The sequence below is a fragment of the Serratia sp. BIGb0163 genome (assembly GCF_024809935.1).
GTDB classification, from domain to species: Bacteria; Pseudomonadota; Gammaproteobacteria; order Enterobacterales; family Enterobacteriaceae; genus Serratia; species Serratia quinivorans.
In genome coordinates, this window is record NZ_JANUDZ010000001.1 from 617,065 (window position 1) to 632,998 (window position 15,934).

General features: G+C 54.2%; 18 protein-coding genes and 1 tRNA gene. 12 read left to right on the forward strand and 7 right to left on the reverse strand.

The window, feature by feature from the left end:
• The first annotated feature begins 234 nt into the window (after window positions 1-234).
• The 4 genes from M2406_RS02855 (at window position 235) to M2406_RS02870 (ending at window position 1,648) form a co-directional block, all read left to right on the forward strand.
• A tRNA-OTHER gene (locus tag M2406_RS02855) sits at window positions 235-329 on the forward strand.
• A gap of 187 nt (window positions 330-516) precedes the next feature.
• Window positions 517-816, forward strand: coding sequence for a hypothetical protein (locus M2406_RS02860; protein ID WP_012006289.1), 300 nt, complete (start codon window positions 517-519; stop codon window positions 814-816).
• 127 nt (window positions 817-943) lie between these two features.
• Window positions 944-1,447, forward strand: a complete 504-nt coding sequence (locus M2406_RS02865; RefSeq protein ID WP_017892390.1) for a YlaC family protein — start codon at window positions 944-946, stop codon at window positions 1,445-1,447.
• A gap of 69 nt (window positions 1,448-1,516) precedes the next feature.
• Window positions 1,517-1,648 carry a hypothetical protein gene (locus M2406_RS02870; RefSeq protein ID WP_012006291.1) on the forward strand — a complete coding sequence of 44 codons (132 nt, stop codon included), beginning with the start codon at window positions 1,517-1,519 and terminating at the stop codon, window positions 1,646-1,648.
• Window positions 1,649-1,720: 72 nt separating this feature from the next.
• Here M2406_RS02870 and M2406_RS02875 read toward each other — a convergent pair whose 3' ends face one another.
• The 4 genes from M2406_RS02875 to mdoC all read right to left on the reverse strand — a co-directional run bounded on the left by M2406_RS02875 (window position 1,721) and on the right by mdoC (window position 5,813).
• The gene (locus tag M2406_RS02875) at window positions 1,721-1,849 is read right to left on the reverse strand and encodes a hypothetical protein (RefSeq protein WP_017892392.1); all 129 of its coding nucleotides are present in this window, start codon (window positions 1,847-1,849) and stop codon (window positions 1,721-1,723) included.
• Between the two features lie 274 nt (window positions 1,850-2,123).
• The gene (locus M2406_RS02880; RefSeq protein WP_012006292.1) at window positions 2,124-3,845 is read right to left on the reverse strand and encodes a potassium/proton antiporter; all 1,722 of its coding nucleotides are present in this window, start codon (window positions 3,843-3,845) and stop codon (window positions 2,124-2,126) included.
• A 286-nt stretch (window positions 3,846-4,131) separates the two neighbouring features.
• Entirely contained in the window at window positions 4,132-4,356 is a 225-nt protein-coding gene (locus M2406_RS02885; protein ID WP_017892394.1) for a hypothetical protein, read from the reverse strand.
• Window positions 4,357-4,682: 326 nt separating this feature from the next.
• Entirely contained in the window at window positions 4,683-5,813 is a 1,131-nt protein-coding gene (gene mdoC / locus M2406_RS02890; protein ID WP_259188519.1) for a glucans biosynthesis protein MdoC, read from the reverse strand.
• 258 nt (window positions 5,814-6,071) lie between these two features.
• On the opposite strand from mdoC, the gene mdoG reads away from it, so the two are divergent.
• The 3 genes from mdoG (at window position 6,072) to M2406_RS02905 (ending at window position 10,602) form a co-directional block, all read left to right on the forward strand.
• Window positions 6,072-7,640: a glucans biosynthesis protein MdoG gene (mdoG, locus tag M2406_RS02895; RefSeq protein WP_012006295.1), complete on the forward strand. Its 1,569-nt coding sequence runs from the start codon at window positions 6,072-6,074 to the stop codon at window positions 7,638-7,640.
• The gene (gene mdoH / locus M2406_RS02900) at window positions 7,633-10,194 is read left to right on the forward strand and encodes a glucans biosynthesis glucosyltransferase MdoH (RefSeq protein WP_012006296.1); all 2,562 of its coding nucleotides are present in this window, start codon (window positions 7,633-7,635) and stop codon (window positions 10,192-10,194) included. The genes mdoG and mdoH overlap by 8 nt, the downstream gene beginning before the upstream one ends.
• A gap of 162 nt (window positions 10,195-10,356) precedes the next feature.
• Complete coding sequence (locus M2406_RS02905; RefSeq protein ID WP_112362287.1) at window positions 10,357-10,602, forward strand: YceK/YidQ family lipoprotein; 246 nt, start codon at window positions 10,357-10,359, stop codon at window positions 10,600-10,602.
• On the opposite strand, the gene M2406_RS02910 is transcribed toward M2406_RS02905, so the two are convergent.
• Window positions 10,593-11,153 carry a GNAT family N-acetyltransferase gene (locus tag M2406_RS02910; protein ID WP_259188527.1) on the reverse strand — a complete coding sequence of 187 codons (561 nt, stop codon included), beginning with the start codon at window positions 11,151-11,153 and terminating at the stop codon, window positions 10,593-10,595. The two genes, M2406_RS02905 and M2406_RS02910, sit on opposite strands and share 10 nt — an antisense overlap.
• Before the next feature lie 65 nt (window positions 11,154-11,218).
• The gene (locus M2406_RS02915) at window positions 11,219-11,596 is read right to left on the reverse strand and encodes a MysB family protein (protein ID WP_012006299.1); all 378 of its coding nucleotides are present in this window, start codon (window positions 11,594-11,596) and stop codon (window positions 11,219-11,221) included.
• 207 nt (window positions 11,597-11,803) lie between these two features.
• On the opposite strand from M2406_RS02915, the gene leuA reads away from it, so the two are divergent.
• On the forward strand, window positions 11,804-13,474 hold the full coding sequence (gene leuA / locus M2406_RS02920) for a 2-isopropylmalate synthase (protein WP_017892401.1): 1,671 nt from the start codon (window positions 11,804-11,806) through the stop codon (window positions 13,472-13,474).
• Here leuA and M2406_RS02925 read toward each other — a convergent pair.
• Window positions 13,459-14,220: a helix-turn-helix transcriptional regulator gene (locus M2406_RS02925; protein ID WP_012006301.1), complete on the reverse strand. Its 762-nt coding sequence runs from the start codon at window positions 14,218-14,220 to the stop codon at window positions 13,459-13,461. The two genes, leuA and M2406_RS02925, sit on opposite strands and share 16 nt — an antisense overlap.
• A gap of 141 nt (window positions 14,221-14,361) precedes the next feature.
• On the opposite strand from M2406_RS02925, the gene M2406_RS02930 reads away from it, so the two are divergent.
• From M2406_RS02930 to M2406_RS02945, 4 genes are read left to right on the forward strand one after another with little or no spacing between them, the layout of a single operon-like run.
• Complete coding sequence (locus M2406_RS02930) at window positions 14,362-14,673, forward strand: helix-turn-helix transcriptional regulator (RefSeq protein WP_259188532.1); 312 nt, start codon at window positions 14,362-14,364, stop codon at window positions 14,671-14,673.
• Complete coding sequence (locus tag M2406_RS02935) at window positions 14,670-15,104, forward strand: YeeE/YedE family protein (protein WP_259188533.1); 435 nt, start codon at window positions 14,670-14,672, stop codon at window positions 15,102-15,104. Before M2406_RS02930 ends, M2406_RS02935 begins: the two co-directional genes overlap by 4 nt.
• 4 nt (window positions 15,105-15,108) lie before the next feature.
• A complete protein-coding gene (locus tag M2406_RS02940) occupies window positions 15,109-15,528 on the forward strand; it encodes a YeeE/YedE family protein (RefSeq protein ID WP_017892404.1) in 420 nt (139 codons plus the stop codon).
• The gene (locus tag M2406_RS02945; RefSeq protein ID WP_259188534.1) at window positions 15,528-15,926 is read left to right on the forward strand and encodes a VOC family protein; all 399 of its coding nucleotides are present in this window, start codon (window positions 15,528-15,530) and stop codon (window positions 15,924-15,926) included. The genes M2406_RS02940 and M2406_RS02945 overlap by 1 nt, the downstream gene beginning before the upstream one ends.
• Window positions 15,927-15,934 lie beyond the last annotated feature (8 nt).

The window sequence follows — 15,934 nt, forward strand, 5'->3', positions numbered from 1 at the left end:
ACGATGATCCCAGAAGGCGCTATAGTGGCATCCAGCGCTTTAACTAACAATAAACATGCCGCAGACGGCCAAATAAAAGTTTCAATGGTCAACTATCACAAAATGAAAGTAATCATCCATCTGTGTGCGAAATAGTCAAAAATATAAGATTTCTCTGCAAATGCAGCGGTTCATAGTACCAAAACTTGAATCCATAACATTAATATGGATAATGACATCCCGAAGCAAAGGAATGCGCTATTAACTCAGTTGGCAGAGTGGTTGGTTTTAAAATGCTTTATTGGCTACAAAATTGATAGACGCGGGTTCGAGTCCTGCATAGCGCGCCAGCTTCCTTTTGTGAACCGTTACCGTAAAGTGCACCCGGGTTGATTTGCACTATCGGCTCCTTATTGGGTTTTTCGGGTGTGCTTTACCGTAACCGTTTATCTTCCTTTCTTTATGTTTTCTTCCGTTCCAGCGATCTTTGCTAAACTGTAATCAGGCAGGTATGCTGCCCGGCAACAGGAGATCGCTATGTCAGAGTCCGATCAACTGCAGGAATTAATGCAACGCGTAGCGATACTTGAAGCCAGAGAAAAGTCGCTGACCGCCGCCTCCAACGCCTATCAGGCGATTATCACCACCATGCTCGGCAATCTGGATAAACAGGATCGCGACAAGATTATCGCGATGATCGACCAGGCGCATGAGCTGGCCTATGCTCGTGCCATCCAGCGCTGCAACGAGCCGCAAAAGCAAAAAATCAAACAGGCTGACGATATCGCTCAGCGGATGTTTATGTTTGCCCAAGGTAAAAATTCCCTGCAACGTTAGCCATTAGAGGTATAACAGTTACCCATTTAAAATTGCTTAACTGATCTACCTGCGCAAACTGTACTTGTGTTAGTTTGAGGAATGATTATTGATGGCAATAATGTCCCCCAGGCATAAGGTTGTAGCGATGGACGCGATTAAAAGCATCTTGGTAAAAGAAATCGAGCGGATCAACAGGCAGGAAGGGCGCGACGGTAAACTGCGTTTTAACAGTGAGTTTGCCCGCGATCACCGTTATCTGTGTCTCGCCATGTTTGCCGGCTATTTTGCCGTGATCGCCGTGATGTATCAGGTTCCCTATATGGGCTTCATCTCCTTCCTGGCTTTCACCGCCTTTGTGTTGTTCATGTTCGCCATGCTGCTGATTGAAATCAAACCGGTGTATCGCTTTGAGGACATCGGCGTGCTTGATCTGCGCGTATGCTATAACGGCGAGTGGTATTTCACTCGCGCACTGTCGCCGCAGTCGGTGAAGGCGTTGTTGGATGAACCCTCGATCGGGACAGCGATGAAAACACGTATGCAGGAAATCATCGCCAATAAAGGCGAAATTGATTTCTATGACGTTTACGATCTGGCGTATTCAAAGAAGCCACAGGATGAACAGCCGCAGGTGGCGGTGCTCAACTGAAGGGTTTGCGGCTGAAGAGTTGTCGATTATACTCACGCATTGAAGCCAGTTAAGCGTGAGGAATTTACCATGAGTGATGATATTTTCGATTTTGATATCGATGCCGAATTGGCGCAGGCAGAAGAGAAAGCGGCGCAGAAAGTAAAAGAACTGCCAGAGATCCTTGAGGATGAGGCAGATTGCGAAGGCTGCAAGATCTGATCGCCATCGCCAATAAAAAAACCGCTGCGGCGGTTTTTTTATTGGCGAAGATTGCGCTCGTCAGGCGGGGCGTTAATCCAGCACAAAACCCCAAATGAGTAACGCCGCCACGGTAATCAGGCAGAGTGCGGAGACGGTAATCAGTATCTTGCCCAGAATGTCTTTTTCTTGTTGCTGCTGTGCCACGTTAAAATTATCCAATTAAGAGCCTGTGGACCAAATCGGCGATACCCAGATCCAGCACAATGACCGTCAGTGCGATCCCCAGCATGGCCGATAGAAATCGAGTTTTACTGTTCAAATCAATACCCATCACCGCTATGCAGCGTTCCCAGAGTAAAGGTTAAAACGTCGGGGCTAAACGCCCGGTTTTGATAATCACAGAGTTTAAGAACCTTTCCGGGTCTATAAGTTCCGTCTGTTTTGAGGCGGTCGCTGCGGGGATTGCCACACAGCGACCGGTGTCGAGGGCGGGTCAGTCAGTCACAATTTTTACGCCGATTTTACTGATGGCATTGCCATCCATCTCGGCTATGGTCCAGGTCAGGCCATCCCATTCGACCTGATCGCCTACCACGGGTTCGCCGCCAATCAGTTTAATGACGAATTGGCCCAGTGTTTGTTGTTCGTCCACACCTTCTTGCAGGTTAAGCCCATACACCTGCGAAATATCGCTCAGGCGTGCGTCCGACTGCAGGATAAAGTCGCCGAAGAAACGCTCATCCATTGTGACCACCGGCGCCTGGCTAAACAGTTTACCCAGCACTGGCAGGTCATGCTCGTGGCCGATAACGCACAGAATGTCATCTTCGCGCAACCGCGTGCTCCCGCTAGGGTGCAACAACTCTTTGCCACGGAACAGTGCGGCAATACGCGTGCCGGGTGGCATTTTCAATTCACGCAGTGCAGCACCCACACACCAGTTTTCCGACGAGAGCTGATAAACGAACTGTTCCCATTGGTTTTCCGGGTGTACGTCCAACCCGACCCGTGAAATAGGCGCCAGGGCCGGCGGTACTATAACCTTGGCTTTCTTCGCGGCGAACGACAGTGTCGTGCCTTGCAACAACAGTGAAACCAGCACCACAAAAAAGGCCACGTTGAAGAACAGCTGCGCATTTGGCAACCCGGCCATCATCGGGAATACGGCCAAAATAACCGGTACGGCGCCGCGCAGACCGACCCAGGAAATAAAGCTGCGTTCACGGAGAGTAAAACTGCGAAACGGCAGTAACCCGATAAACACGGAAAGCGGCCGGGCGAACAGGATCATCCATAACGACAGCAGCAGGGCAGGGATGGCAATAGGTAACAACTCGTGCGGGTTGAGCAGCAACCCCAGCACCAGGAACATGCCGATCTGGCTCAGCCAGGCCAGACCGTCAAAGGTTTGGACAATGCCGTGTCGGTTACGGATTGGCCGGTTGCCCAGCGTCAACCCACACAGATACACCGCCAGTATGCCGCTACCATCCAGCGCAGTGGTCAGCGCAAAAATCAAAATGCCGCCGCTGACGGCCAGCAGTGGGTAGAGACCTTCGGCCAGTTTGATGTGGTTGATCAAGGTCAGCAGCAGCCAGCCGCCGCCCAGCCCAAAAACAATGCCCATACCAAACTGCTGAAGCAGATGGACAGGGAACATCCAGCTTAGCGTGGTTTCGCCGGCGGAGATCATCGCAATCAGGGTGATGGTAAGAAACACCGCCATCGGATCGTTGCTACCGGACTCAATTTCCAGCGTGGCGCTGACGCGTTCGTTAAGCCCTTTACCGCCGAGGAGTGAAAATACCGCTGCGGCGTCGGTGGAGCCGATAATGGCCCCAATCAGCATACCCTGTAGCAGATCGAGGTTGAACAACCAGGCGGCAGCCAGCCCGGTCAGCCCGGCGGTGATCACCACGCCAACGGTGGCGAGGGAAAGTGCCGGCCAAAGTGCCACACGAAATGAACTGACGCGGGTGCGCATGCCGCCATCGAGCAGGATCACGGCCAGTGCCAGGTTACTGACCAGATAGGCCACCGGGTAATTACTGAAAACGATACCGCCCGGACCATCGACCCCCGCCAGCATGCCGATAGCGAGGAAGATCACCAGAATGGGAATACCCAGGCGTGAAGAAAATGAACTGAGAAGAATACTTGCTCCCACCAACACGGCACCGATGATGAACAAACTGTTAATGGTGCTGGCATCCAAAATAACGTTCTCCTGCAGGCTGGGGGAAAGGCGTTGCGCGCGGGCGCAGATACCCCATGATGATAGCCTGTTTTTTAGGTAAAACGCCAAGGGTGATTCGAAAACAGTTTGGCATTTATTGTCATTTAAGGGAGAAAGTGTGAGGAAGTGGGGAGAAAACGATGAACTTCTCGCTTTTATCTATAGTTATCAGCTTACTGTGGTTCTATGCGAACAATAAACTGGCGAGAAGGAAAAACCATTAAACCCCCGCGAGGAGGCTTAATGGTTTGCAGGCGTGGTGTTATTAATGATCGAGTGATTGCAAAGCCCGCTTGATCAGCTCGGCAGCCAGTTTTCGTTCTGACTCTGAAATGCCGTCAAGGTTAAGGCTGGAAAGCTCGGTGACCAGAATGCTGCGGTCCTTGCCGCTGATTGATGCATCCAGTGCGGAAAGCAACCGACCCAGAATTTTCAGCAGGGTGGCATTTTCTGGTACGGCTTCCGGAGCCGAAGTGTCTTTATCAGTCATTAAAAATCCTCTCTGTCGTGACGGAAGGGAGATACTGCAAACATTGCCGCAATGAAAACGACAACGCCGTCCCTCAGGGTTCATTGAGCCCAATCGCTACCGTAAGGCAGGGATGTGGATTTCCACTTATGCATTGCAGTTATAACAACTAGCGGCAATATGCTCCAGCATAACTTTGCCTTAACTTTCACCAGCGGGGTGAGCAATGTGTGCTCAACGGCTGAAATGGAAGTTCAGGGGGGGAGAGCGAATGATACTGGTACTGATCTATAGGAGTATGACAGTGAGTTGGCCCGGCAAGTCGCAACTCTGGCCGGGCGGTGGAGTTATTGCGGTTTTCCGGAGAACAGAAAGCGGAGCAATGGGACGCGTTTGTGCAGCTCATATAAGGCGAAGGCACAGGAGAAGACAAACACCAAACCCAGCGCGAAGCCCAGCAGGTTATTGTCGATATGTGGTGTCACAAACGCACCATATATCAGGGTCAGTGGATGGTGCACCAGATATATAAACAGCGAGGCGTTGACCAGATAAGTGATTCGTGGCGAGTGATAATTCAGCAGGCTATGTCCAAATGAGAAAACCACGTTGGCCATCAGGATCCCCAGCAGGGTTTTGATCAGCACTTCCAGTTCAAACATATAGCTGCTGTGGGCCAGATACTTCTGATTCAGCATGTAGGCAATGAACAGCAGCAGTGAACCGAGCAGTGACCAGACAGAGGGTTTGAGGAAAATCTCTTTCAACCACACGTACTTGAAGGCGTAAGCGCCAAGGATGAAGAACGGCAGGTAGAACATCGTCTCCATGACCACGAAATTGAACAGGCCATTGGAGAGTAAATACGGCGCAAAAATTAAAATAATACGGTGCCCGGTCGAATAGAATAAAGCATAAACAAGAAAGAACAGTGAGATATTTCCTAATCCAGTCATTTTATTTATTGGATAGGGCGGGGTATTACTTTTAATGGCCTTGATTTTTTTGAACAGGTAAAAGCAAAGGGTCGTCAGTAATGACAGCGTTAATAAAAACCACAGGTGAGAAACCAGCTCCCAAACTGTTACATTTATTTTCTGGTAGAGCGAAAAATTTTCCCAGCCGTTTAATTTATCGGTGAAGTATTTCAGCATGAAAAACTGTGGCACCGTTATTAACGGGATCGAACTCAGCAGCGGGATCGCCACCCGCTCCAGCCTTACCTTCAACCACTTATGGCGTTCATAACGCTCATAGAGCAGGTATGAGAAGTAGCCGGAAATCACAAAGAACACCTGCATGCGGAAGGCATGGATGAAGTCGTTCAGCACTGTCAGCGAGAAGGAAGGGGTAGCACTGTTCACCGCCCAGGCATGGCTGGAATAGATCAGGGACAGATGAAAAGGGATGCCGAGCAGCATCAAATAAGCCCGGATCGAATCGAGGAAAAACTCGCGTTGGTTGCTGCCTTTAGTCATAGTTTACCGCTGATGATTTTATCGAATGGTCATTAACACGCTTAATAAGTCGGCAATGGTTAAATCGAACCTCAAACCCTACTATAGCGTTTCACATTTTTCCATAGCGTCTTGTTGCGGGGCTTGCTACGCTGGTGTTTAGTCAGCTGCTTAAACAATGAGCCATAAACATGAACCATCCATTTATCATGTTGTCGGAAAGCTGAATAATCCATTAATATGGATTTAAATGATTTGAGCACACGAATAGGGGGGGATGTGCTAGTTAATATATTATCCAAGAAACCACGCGCCGCGAGCGTACGTTGGTTAGGTGCGACCGTATTGTTCACGCTGTTGACTTCGCCAGCATGGGCTTTTTCTATTGATGATGTGGCCAAGCAGGCGCAGGATCTGGCAGGGAAAGGCTTCGAGGCTCCGAAAAGCAACCTTCCTTCTCAATTCCGTGAGATGAAATTCGCGGACTATCAGCAAATTCAGTTCAATCACGATAAAGCCTATTGGAGCAAGCTGAAAACCCCATTCAAGCTTGAGTTTTATCATCAGGGGATGTACTTCGACACGCCGGTGAAAATCAACGAGGTCACCTCGACCACCGTCAAGCAGATCAAGTACAGCCCGGACTACTTCAACTTTGGTTCGGTGAAGCACGATCCGGATTCGGTAAAAAACCTCGGCTTCGCCGGTTTCAAGGTGATTTATCCGATCAACAGTGCGGATAAGAACGACGAAATTATGAGCCTGCTGGGCGCGAGCTATTTCCGCGTGGTAGGTAAAGGGCAGGTTTACGGGATTTCCGCCCGTGGTCTGGCCATTGATACCGCCTTGCCATCCGGTGAAGAGTTCCCGCGTTTCCGCGAATTCTGGGTTGAACGTCCGAAGCAGGGCGACAAGCACCTGGTGATTTACGCGCTGCTGGATTCACCGCGCGCTACCGGGGCTTACCGTTTTGTGGTCTATCCGGGCCGCGATACCACGGTAGACGTCGAGTCTAAAGTGTTCCTGCGCGACAAGGTCGGCAAACTGGGCATGGCACCGCTGACCAGCATGTACCTGTTCGGGCCGAACCAACCTTCACCAACTCTGAACTACCGTCCGGCGTTGCATGATTCCAACGGTCTGTCTATCCATGCCGGCAACGGCGAGTGGATCTGGCGTCCGCTGAATAATCCGAAGCATTTGTCCGTCAGCACCTATCAGGTCGAGAACCCTAAAGGTTTCGGTCTGCTGCAGCGTGGTCGTAACTTCAAGGATTACGAAGATCTGGACGATCGTTACGATCTGCGTCCAAGCGCCTGGATTGAACCGCGTGGCGACTGGGGCAAAGGTAAAGTTGAATTGGTGGAAATCCCAACGGCGGATGAAACCAATGACAACATCGTTGCTTTCTGGACTCCAGACGTGTTGCCGGATGCCAAGACACCGCTGGCGCTGAACTATCGCCTGCATTTCACCCGTGACGAAGACAAGTTGCATTCACAGGATATTGCCTACGTCAGCCAGACCATGCGCTCTACCGGTGACGTGAAGCAGTCTAACCTGATCCGCGAGCCAGACGGCAGCGTGGCATTCCTGGTTGACTTCGTCGGGCCGGTACTGAAAGGCCTGGATGGTGCTACGCCGGTTGCCGCTCAGGTAAGCATCGGTGATAACGGTGAAATGGTAGAAAACAATGTCCGCTATAATCCAGTGACCAAAGGCTGGCGCCTGACGCTGCGTCTGAAAGTGAAAGACGACAAGAAGCCGGTAGAAATGCGCGCCGCGCTGGTCAATGGTGATAAGACCCTGTCGGAAACCTGGAGCTATCAGCTACCTGCCAATGAATAAGCCTACTCAACTTGCCCAGGATTATCTTGCGGCAATGCCTCTGACCGCTGAGCGGTCGGAGGCGCTTAACCCCCAGCCTGGAGCGGATGACGCCGAGGCACTGGAGGCACTGCATCGCAAGATGGGTGCCGCCGATGCCAACGTTAATACGCTGTCGGCGGATGACGTGGCGTTGGCCTCGGTCAAGGCGCGTATCGAAAGCGCCTGGCCGGATGCGGTCAGCGACGACGATTTTGACAATGACGTGGAAGGCCGCAGTATTTTGAAGGCCACGCCACCGATTAAACGTACCAGCATGTTCCCTGAAGCCTGGCGTACCAATCCGGTGGCGCGTTTCTGGGATTCTCTGCTGGGGCGTTCACCGCACAACCGCCATGCTTCCAAAGAAGAAGCCGCCGCGGAAAACCGCTGGCGCGTGGTCGGTTCGATGCGCCGTTATGTGCTGTTGGTGCTGATGCTGGTGCAGACCGGTATCGCTACCTGGTACATGAAAACCATCTTGCCGTATCAGGGCTGGGCGCTGATCGATCCTATGGCGATGTTGGATCAGGACTTGATGCAGTCTGTGTTGCAACTGTTGCCTTACGTATTGCAAACCGGCATTCTGATCCTGTTTGCCATTTTGTTCTGTTGGGTATCGGCCGGTTTCTGGACTGCGCTGATGGGCTTCCTGCAACTGCTGATCGGCAAAGACAAATACAGTATCTCCTCCACCATCAAGGGCGATGAGCCAATCAATCCGGCGCACCGCACCGCGTTGATCATGCCGATCTGTAACGAAGACGTCGAACGGGTGTTCGCCGGCCTGCGCGCGACCTATGAGTCGGTTGCCGCCACCGGCCAGCTTGAACATTTCGATATCTACGTGCTGAGCGACAGCTACGACCCGGATATCTGCATGGCGGAACAGAAGGCCTGGATGGAACTGTGCCGTGACGTAGATGGCCATGGCCGTATCTTCTATCGCCGCCGCCGTCGCCGCGTGAAACGTAAAAGCGGCAACATCGACGACTTCTGCCGTCGCTGGGGTGGCGAGTACAGCTATATGGTGATCCTGGACGCCGATAGCGTGATGAGCGGCGAGTGTCTCACCGGTTTGGTGCGCCTGATGGAAGCCAACCCGAACGCCGGCATCATTCAGTCTGCGCCGAAAGCTTCGGGTATGGATACGCTGTATGCCCGTGTGCAGCAGTTTGCCACCCGGGTCTACGGGCCGCTGTTTACCGCTGGCCTGCACTTCTGGCAATTGGGCGAGTCGCACTACTGGGGTCACAACGCGATTATCCGCGTGAAGCCGTTTATCGAGCACTGCGCACTGGCACCGTTGCCGGGTGAAGGCTCCTTTGCCGGATCCATCTTGTCGCATGACTTTGTGGAAGCCGCGCTGATGCGTCGTGCCGGTTGGGGCGTGTGGATTGCTTATGATCTGCCGGGCAGTTACGAAGAATTGCCGCCTAACCTGCTGGATGAACTGAAACGTGACCGTCGCTGGTGCCACGGTAACCTGATGAACTTCCGTCTGTTCCTGGTGAAGGGCATGCACCCGGTGCACCGTGCGGTGTTCCTGACCGGTGTGATGTCCTATCTGTCGGCGCCGCTGTGGTTTATGTTCCTGGCGTTGTCCACCGCGTTGCAGGTGGTGCATACCCTGATGGAGCCGCAGTACTTCCTGCAGCCGCGTCAGCTGTTCCCGGTCTGGCCGCAGTGGCGTCCTGAACTGGCAATAGCGCTGTTCTCTACCACTCTGGTGCTTTTGTTCCTGCCCAAGCTGCTCAGTATCGTGCTGATCTGGGCGAAGGGTGCCAAAGAATACGGTGGTGGTGTGCGTCTGTTCCTGTCGATGCTGTTGGAAATGCTGTTCTCGGTGCTGTTGGCACCGGTACGGATGTTGTTCCACACGGTGTTCGTGGTCAGCGCCTTCCTCGGTTGGGAAGTGGTGTGGAATTCTCCGCAGCGTGACGATGATGACACGCCATGGAGCGAAGCCTTTAAGCGCCATGGTTCACAGATGCTGCTCGGTCTGGTCTGGGCGGGGGGTATGGCCTGGCTGGATTTGCGCTTCCTGTGGTGGTTGTCGCCAATCGTCTTCTCACTGATCCTGTCACCGATCGTTTCGTCTCTGTCGAGCCGTGCGACGCTGGGGATCAAGAGCAAGCGCGCCAAACTGTTCCTGATCCCGGAAGAGTATTCTCCTCCGCGTGAACTGCTGGCGACCGAAGAGTATCTGCAGCTTAACCGTGAACGTGCACTGGCCAATGGCTTTATGCACGCCGTGGTTAACCCGTCGTTCAATGCTTTGGCGGCTGCGCTGGCAACTGCGCGTCACCATCTGCGTGGTGCTATCGAGCGCAATCGTGAAGAGCGGGTGAATGAGGCGTTGCAACTGGGGCCGGAGAAATTGGTGAAGGGCAAACGCCTGGAACTGTTGAGCGATCCCGTTGCCTTGTCGCGCCTGCATCAACGTGTCTGGTTGTTGCCGGAAGGTGCCGCCTGGCGTGAGCATTACCAGCAATTGCCACACAATGAACGGGCTCATCCGCAAGGTCAGCGCTAAGCGTTGACCGGGTAGCCCAAACGGGGAATGCGCACAGCGTGTTCCCCGTTTTTTTTGGCTCTTCGCTGACGCAATGCTGACGATCTGCAAGGAAAAAACTATGTTAACATTCGCGCCGGGCGTTGTTTACTTTCAGAACAACCAGGGCTAAGAGTCAATTTGGTGAATCTCTCTTCTTTTCTTCGGCTGGCATTATTGGCAACAGGCGTGGCGCTGTTAACCGGCTGCGGCAGTATTATCAGCCGCACAGTGCCAGGCGCCGGGCACGGCCATCAATATTACCCGGGTGTGCAATGGGATCTGCGCGATACTCCCTGGCGCTATGTCACGGTGATCGATGTGCCGCTGTCGATGGTGGTGGATACTTTTATGCTGCCGTTTGATGCACAGCACGGGCCTTACGAATAAGTCTGTTCCCGAGTGGTAAACACCAGCAGCTGGTAGCCATGTGGGCCGCAGTGGAAGGGCGCCAGCACCGTCATCTTTAATCCTTGCTGGTGGGCAGCCAGTGAATGCGGGTTGTTGTCGTCAATAAACAGGGCGCCAACGTCGAATTTCTCCCGGGTGTGCGCTTTGACGGCGGCGAACAACTGCTTCAGTACGCCTTTACCGCGCCAGGCGGGATCTAGGCACACCGGCCCGTACATAAATACCCGTTGTTCACTCAAAGGCCGTCCGTTGAATGACTCGCCGGCCAGTTTTTCCAGCATCGCATCCACTACCGGCGGGCGCGGCTGCGCGTCCGTGGTCATCAGGCAAACAAAGCCGGCCAACGTTTGGTCTTCAACCGCCACCAGAATACCGAGGCCCTGGTTAATGTGGGCTACCTGAGCTTCGTTCATGCTCGAAACAATAAAACCCTGACGCTTTTGGCTGTCGCTTAAATTTGCGGGGGTATTTTGTGTTTGCAGTTGCAAAATAGCGGGGTAATCTTCGGGTTGCGCCTGGCGGATAATCATGCTGCCTCTCGGAAAATTATGGGGGGTTTATGGGCGGGATTTTACTCGCTCCCGCCCGCTATCATTCAACGTTCATCCCACTCGTCGGCGGCGGTCTGGCCCTCTTCGGTATCCAACGGCGGATCGAGTTGGAAATCACCTTCTTCCCACTCGTGCAGCGTGTTTTCTTCTATCCATTCGGCACTAATTTCGATTTCGTCATAATCACCGTCAAAAATAGCCTGGGCCGCCGCACCGCTGCGTAGTGTCAGGCATTCGACCGACTCGCCTTCTTGTTCAAAAAACTCGGCCTGCCACATGGTATCACCATCCAGCATCACGTATTTTTGCAGATTGAATTGTTGCACTGCCGGCGGCTGATCGTCGCTACCGCTCTCGGCGGATTCAATAAACTCCTCGCGCGCCGCTTCAATAGCATCTTCCAGGGTTGCATACAGGCTCATAGTCGTCTCCAGTGGTAAGGGTAACGAAAGGATTTTGGCAGGGCCAAAGCGCCATGACTGACGTCAAAACTAATTGTTGCTGCACTGGCGCAGGATGCAAATTTTTTTGTTGTCCGTTTTGCGACGATGGTTGTCTGCCAGGCGAGAGCAAGCTATTTCCCGGTAGGAAATAATAAGGCATCGCTTATGACAGCCCAGGAGAGTGCCATGTTAACCAACCCTTCAATTAAATATCGTCCGTTCCCACCGGTGGCTTTGCCGGAGCGCCAGTGGCCGGGTCGCACCTTGCAGCAGGCACCGCGCTGGTGTTCCAGCGATCTGCGTGATGGCAATCAGGCGCTGGCGGAGCCGATGGATAACGCCCGCAAGCGCCAATTCTACCAACTGCTGTTGCAGTGCGGGTTCAAAGAGATTGAGGTGGCTTTTCCTTCGGCGTCACAAACCGACTTTGATTTTGTCCGCTCGTTGATCGATGAACAGTTGATCCCGGACGATGTCAGCATTCAGGTCTTGACCCAATCGCGTGACGACCTGATCGATCGCACCTTTGAGGCACTGCGAGGGGCACCACGGGCTATTGTGCATTTGTATAACGCCACCGCGCCGATGTTCCGTGACATTGTCTTCAAACAGGACAAGGCGGCGACGGTGGCGCTGGCGGTCAATGGTGCGCTGCGTATTCGTCAGCAGTGCGAGCAGCAGCCGGAAACTGCCTGGACCTTCGAGTATTCGCCGGAAACCTTCTGTTTTACCGAACTGGAGTTTGCGCTGGAGATTTGCGAAGCGGTGGCGGATGTTTGGCAGCCTGGCCCAGGGCGACCGATGATCATCAACCTGCCGGCGACGGTGGAAGTCAGTACGCCGAACGTTTATGCCGACCAGATTGAATGGTTTTGTCGGCGCTTCAGTCAGCGAAATCGGGTGACCATCAGCGTGCATCCGCATAACGATCGCGGCACCGGGGTGGCCTGTGCCGAACTGGCGATGCTGGCGGGGGCCGATCGGGTGGAAGGTTGCCTGTTCGGCAACGGCGAGCGCACCGGCAATGTTGACCTGGTGACGTTGGCGCTCAATCTGTATACCCAGGGCATCGCGCCGGGTCTGGACTTCAGCCAGTTGAAGCAAGTGGTGGAGGTGGTGGAGCAGTGCAACCAGCTGCCGGTACATCCGCGTCATCCTTATGCCGGTGAACTGGTTTTCACCGCTTTTTCCGGCTCGCATCAGGATGCAATCAAAAAGGGCTTCGCCGCCCAGCAGCAACGGCAGGACGGTCTGTGGCAGGTGCCTTATCTGCCGCTCGATCCGGCGGACGTTGGTTGCAGTTATGAAGCGGTGATCCGGGTTAACAGCCAGTCAGGCAAAAGCGGAGCGGCCTGGCTGCTGGAACAGAACCATGGGTTGTCGTTACCGCGCGGCCTGCAGATTGATTTCAGCAAGGTGGTGCAACAATCTACCGACGGCAGCGGCAAAGAAATGACCACGGCAGAGCTGTGGCGACTGTTTCGCCTCAGCTATGGGCTGGTTGAGCAACCGCGCCTGCAATTGCTGAGCTACCAGACCGAGAGCCACAGCGTCGAAGCCTACAGCTTCAGCGCCCGGGTGTTGTTCGATGGGCAACAGCAGCGGCTGTTGGGGGTAGGGAACGGTTTGTTATCCAGCGCGGTAGATGCACTGCGTCAGCGCTTTGGTCTGAGCCTGGCGATAGAGGATTACCACGAGCACACGCTGGGACATCAGAGCCAGAGTCGCGCCGTTGCCTATATCCGCTGTACGCTAGCGCACGGTGAGGCGGCTTATGGCGTGGGCATCGACGTCGATTCCGCCAGCGCCTCGTTGCAGGCACTGTTCAACGTTGCCGCACGCTATTTGGCAAAATAAGCACTGGGCGCAACGCCCAGCAGGCGACGGAACATGGCGCTGAAAGCACTGGGGCTGTCGTAACCCAGACTCAGCGCCACTTCCAGCACAGAATGCCCGGCGGCCAGGGCGTTCAATGCCGCCAGCAGACGGGCGCGGCGTACCCAATCACCGAAGCGCAGCCCGGTTTCACGCTGAAAGCGCCGTGACAGCGTGCGGCCGCTAACACTGATATAACCGGCCGCCTGCTCTAATTCCCAGGGATGGGCCAGCGATTGCTGAATATGCCGGCACAGCCTCAGCAGGGCTTCAGTACGCGGCTCAGGTAAATTCAGCGGCAAAATAGGCAGCACGCGCAGCTCATCCAGGATCAACTCCATTATTCGCTCTTCACGTCCCCCTACGGGGTAATCAGCCGTGATATCCATCGCGCAGATAATCAGCTCACGCAGTAACGGGGAAACCTGTACCACTTCACAACAGGCCGGCAGATCGGCACGCGCCAGCGGATCGACCAACAGCGCTCTTGCCGCCACCTTGCCGGTGATACGCAGGCTGTGTTCAACCCTCGCCGGTAGCCAGACGCCGCGTCCGGGGGGCACCACCCAACTTCCCTGACGAGTATTGACCTGCACCACACCGCTGAGGCTATGAATCAGTTGCGCACAGTCATGGTAGTGGGGCGGCTCGAAATCGCCGTGCTGATAATCTTTGGCAACCGGCACAATCGACCGGTTGGCGGGCACAGCGTCATGGAAAAGCAGCATTGTTCGGGGCATCCCCTGTCCGCGGAAAAATCGTAACGGCAGCATGCCATGCTGAAACCTTTCGCACCAGCCTATGGTGCGGTGGAGGAATATAGTTTATAAATATACAATATATTATTTTATAAATTGTTGAGGGAAGTAATGGATATCGACAGCATGCGGCAGGCAGCGGCGCAGGCCGGAGCATTACTGCGGACGCTGGGTAATGAGGATCGACTACTGCTACTGTGCCAGCTCAGCCAGGGCGAGATGTCGGTGGGGGAGTTGGCGCAAGCGTTGGAAATTCGTCAGCCGACGCTTTCACAACAGTTGGGCGTATTGCGTCAGGAAGGGCTGGTGTCAACCCGTCGTGTAGGCAAGCAAATTTACTACGCCGTAAGTGATGAAAAGGCATTGGCAGTACTTAACACCCTGTACCAACTCTATTGCCCACAATCGGGAGAGACATCATGACCATTGACTGGCTGCATTTTACGCCCGTATCTGCCCTGGCCGGCGGAGGCATTATTGGCGTCGCGGTGGTACTGCTGCTGATGTTTAACGGCCGTATCGCCGGTATTAGCGGCATTACCGGCGGTCTGTTGACACCCCAGGGTAAAGAGAAAGCCTGGCGAGTCGCATTTCTTGTCGGGTTGCTGGCTTCACCCTGGTTGTATGGTATCGCCGTCCCCTTACCGGCCATGGCGGTCAGCGGCAGCAGCTTGTGGCTGATGCTGGCCGGCTTGTTGGTTGGCTTGGGTACCCGGTTGGGTGGCGGTTGCACCAGCGGCCATGGGGTTTGCGGCACGGCGAGACTGGCGCCGCGTTCGCTGGCGGCCACGGCGGTATTTATGCTGTTGGGTTTTGCCACGGTATGGGCAGTCCGTCACTGGGTGGGAGGCTAATCGCATGTTCAGATACCTGTTTGCTTTGCTGAGTGGCGCCATTTTTGGCCTCGGTCTGATCGTTGCTGGGATGGCCAATCCGGCCAAAGTATTGGCGTTTCTCGATATTACCGGCCACTGGGATCCCTCATTGGCTCTGGTGATGGTGGGCGCCATTGCGGTGGCCGCTCCGGCATTTTACTGGGCGCGCAGGCGACAGCGTACCTTGTTGGGGGAAGAGATGCAGATCCCAGCCAACCGCCGCCTCGATGGCCGTTTGCTGGCAGGCAGTGCGCTGTTTGGTATCGGCTGGGGCATGGCGGGTATTTGCCCCGGACCGGCCTGGGTACTCGCCGGTGCCGGTTCTTCGGCCGGCTGGCAGTTCGTGGCGGCCATGCTGGTGGGCATGGCGCTGTATGAGTTCATCTTGATACGGAGAAAATAATGCCAATAGCCAACGCGGTGCTGCGTATTGCACGTCCGACCGACTGTCTGCAGGAAATTGCTACCATGTATTGTCAGGGACTGGGGTTCGAACGGCTGGGCGAATTTGACGATCATCAGGGATTCGACGGCGTGATGGTTGGGCATCCGCAGCACGGCTATCACCTTGAGTTTACCCACCATCGCGGTGTTAAAGTGGGGAAGGCGCCGACACAGGATCATCTGATGGTATTTTACTTGCCGGATGAAAAGGATTGGCTGATTGGATGTCAGCGAATGCTGGCCGCCGGTTTTCGGCACGTCGTGGCATACAATCCCTATTGGGACAATAGCGGACGGACGTTCGAAGATCTGGACGGTTACCGGGTGGTGTTACAACAGCGGGCGTGGGAACAATAAAAAAAGCC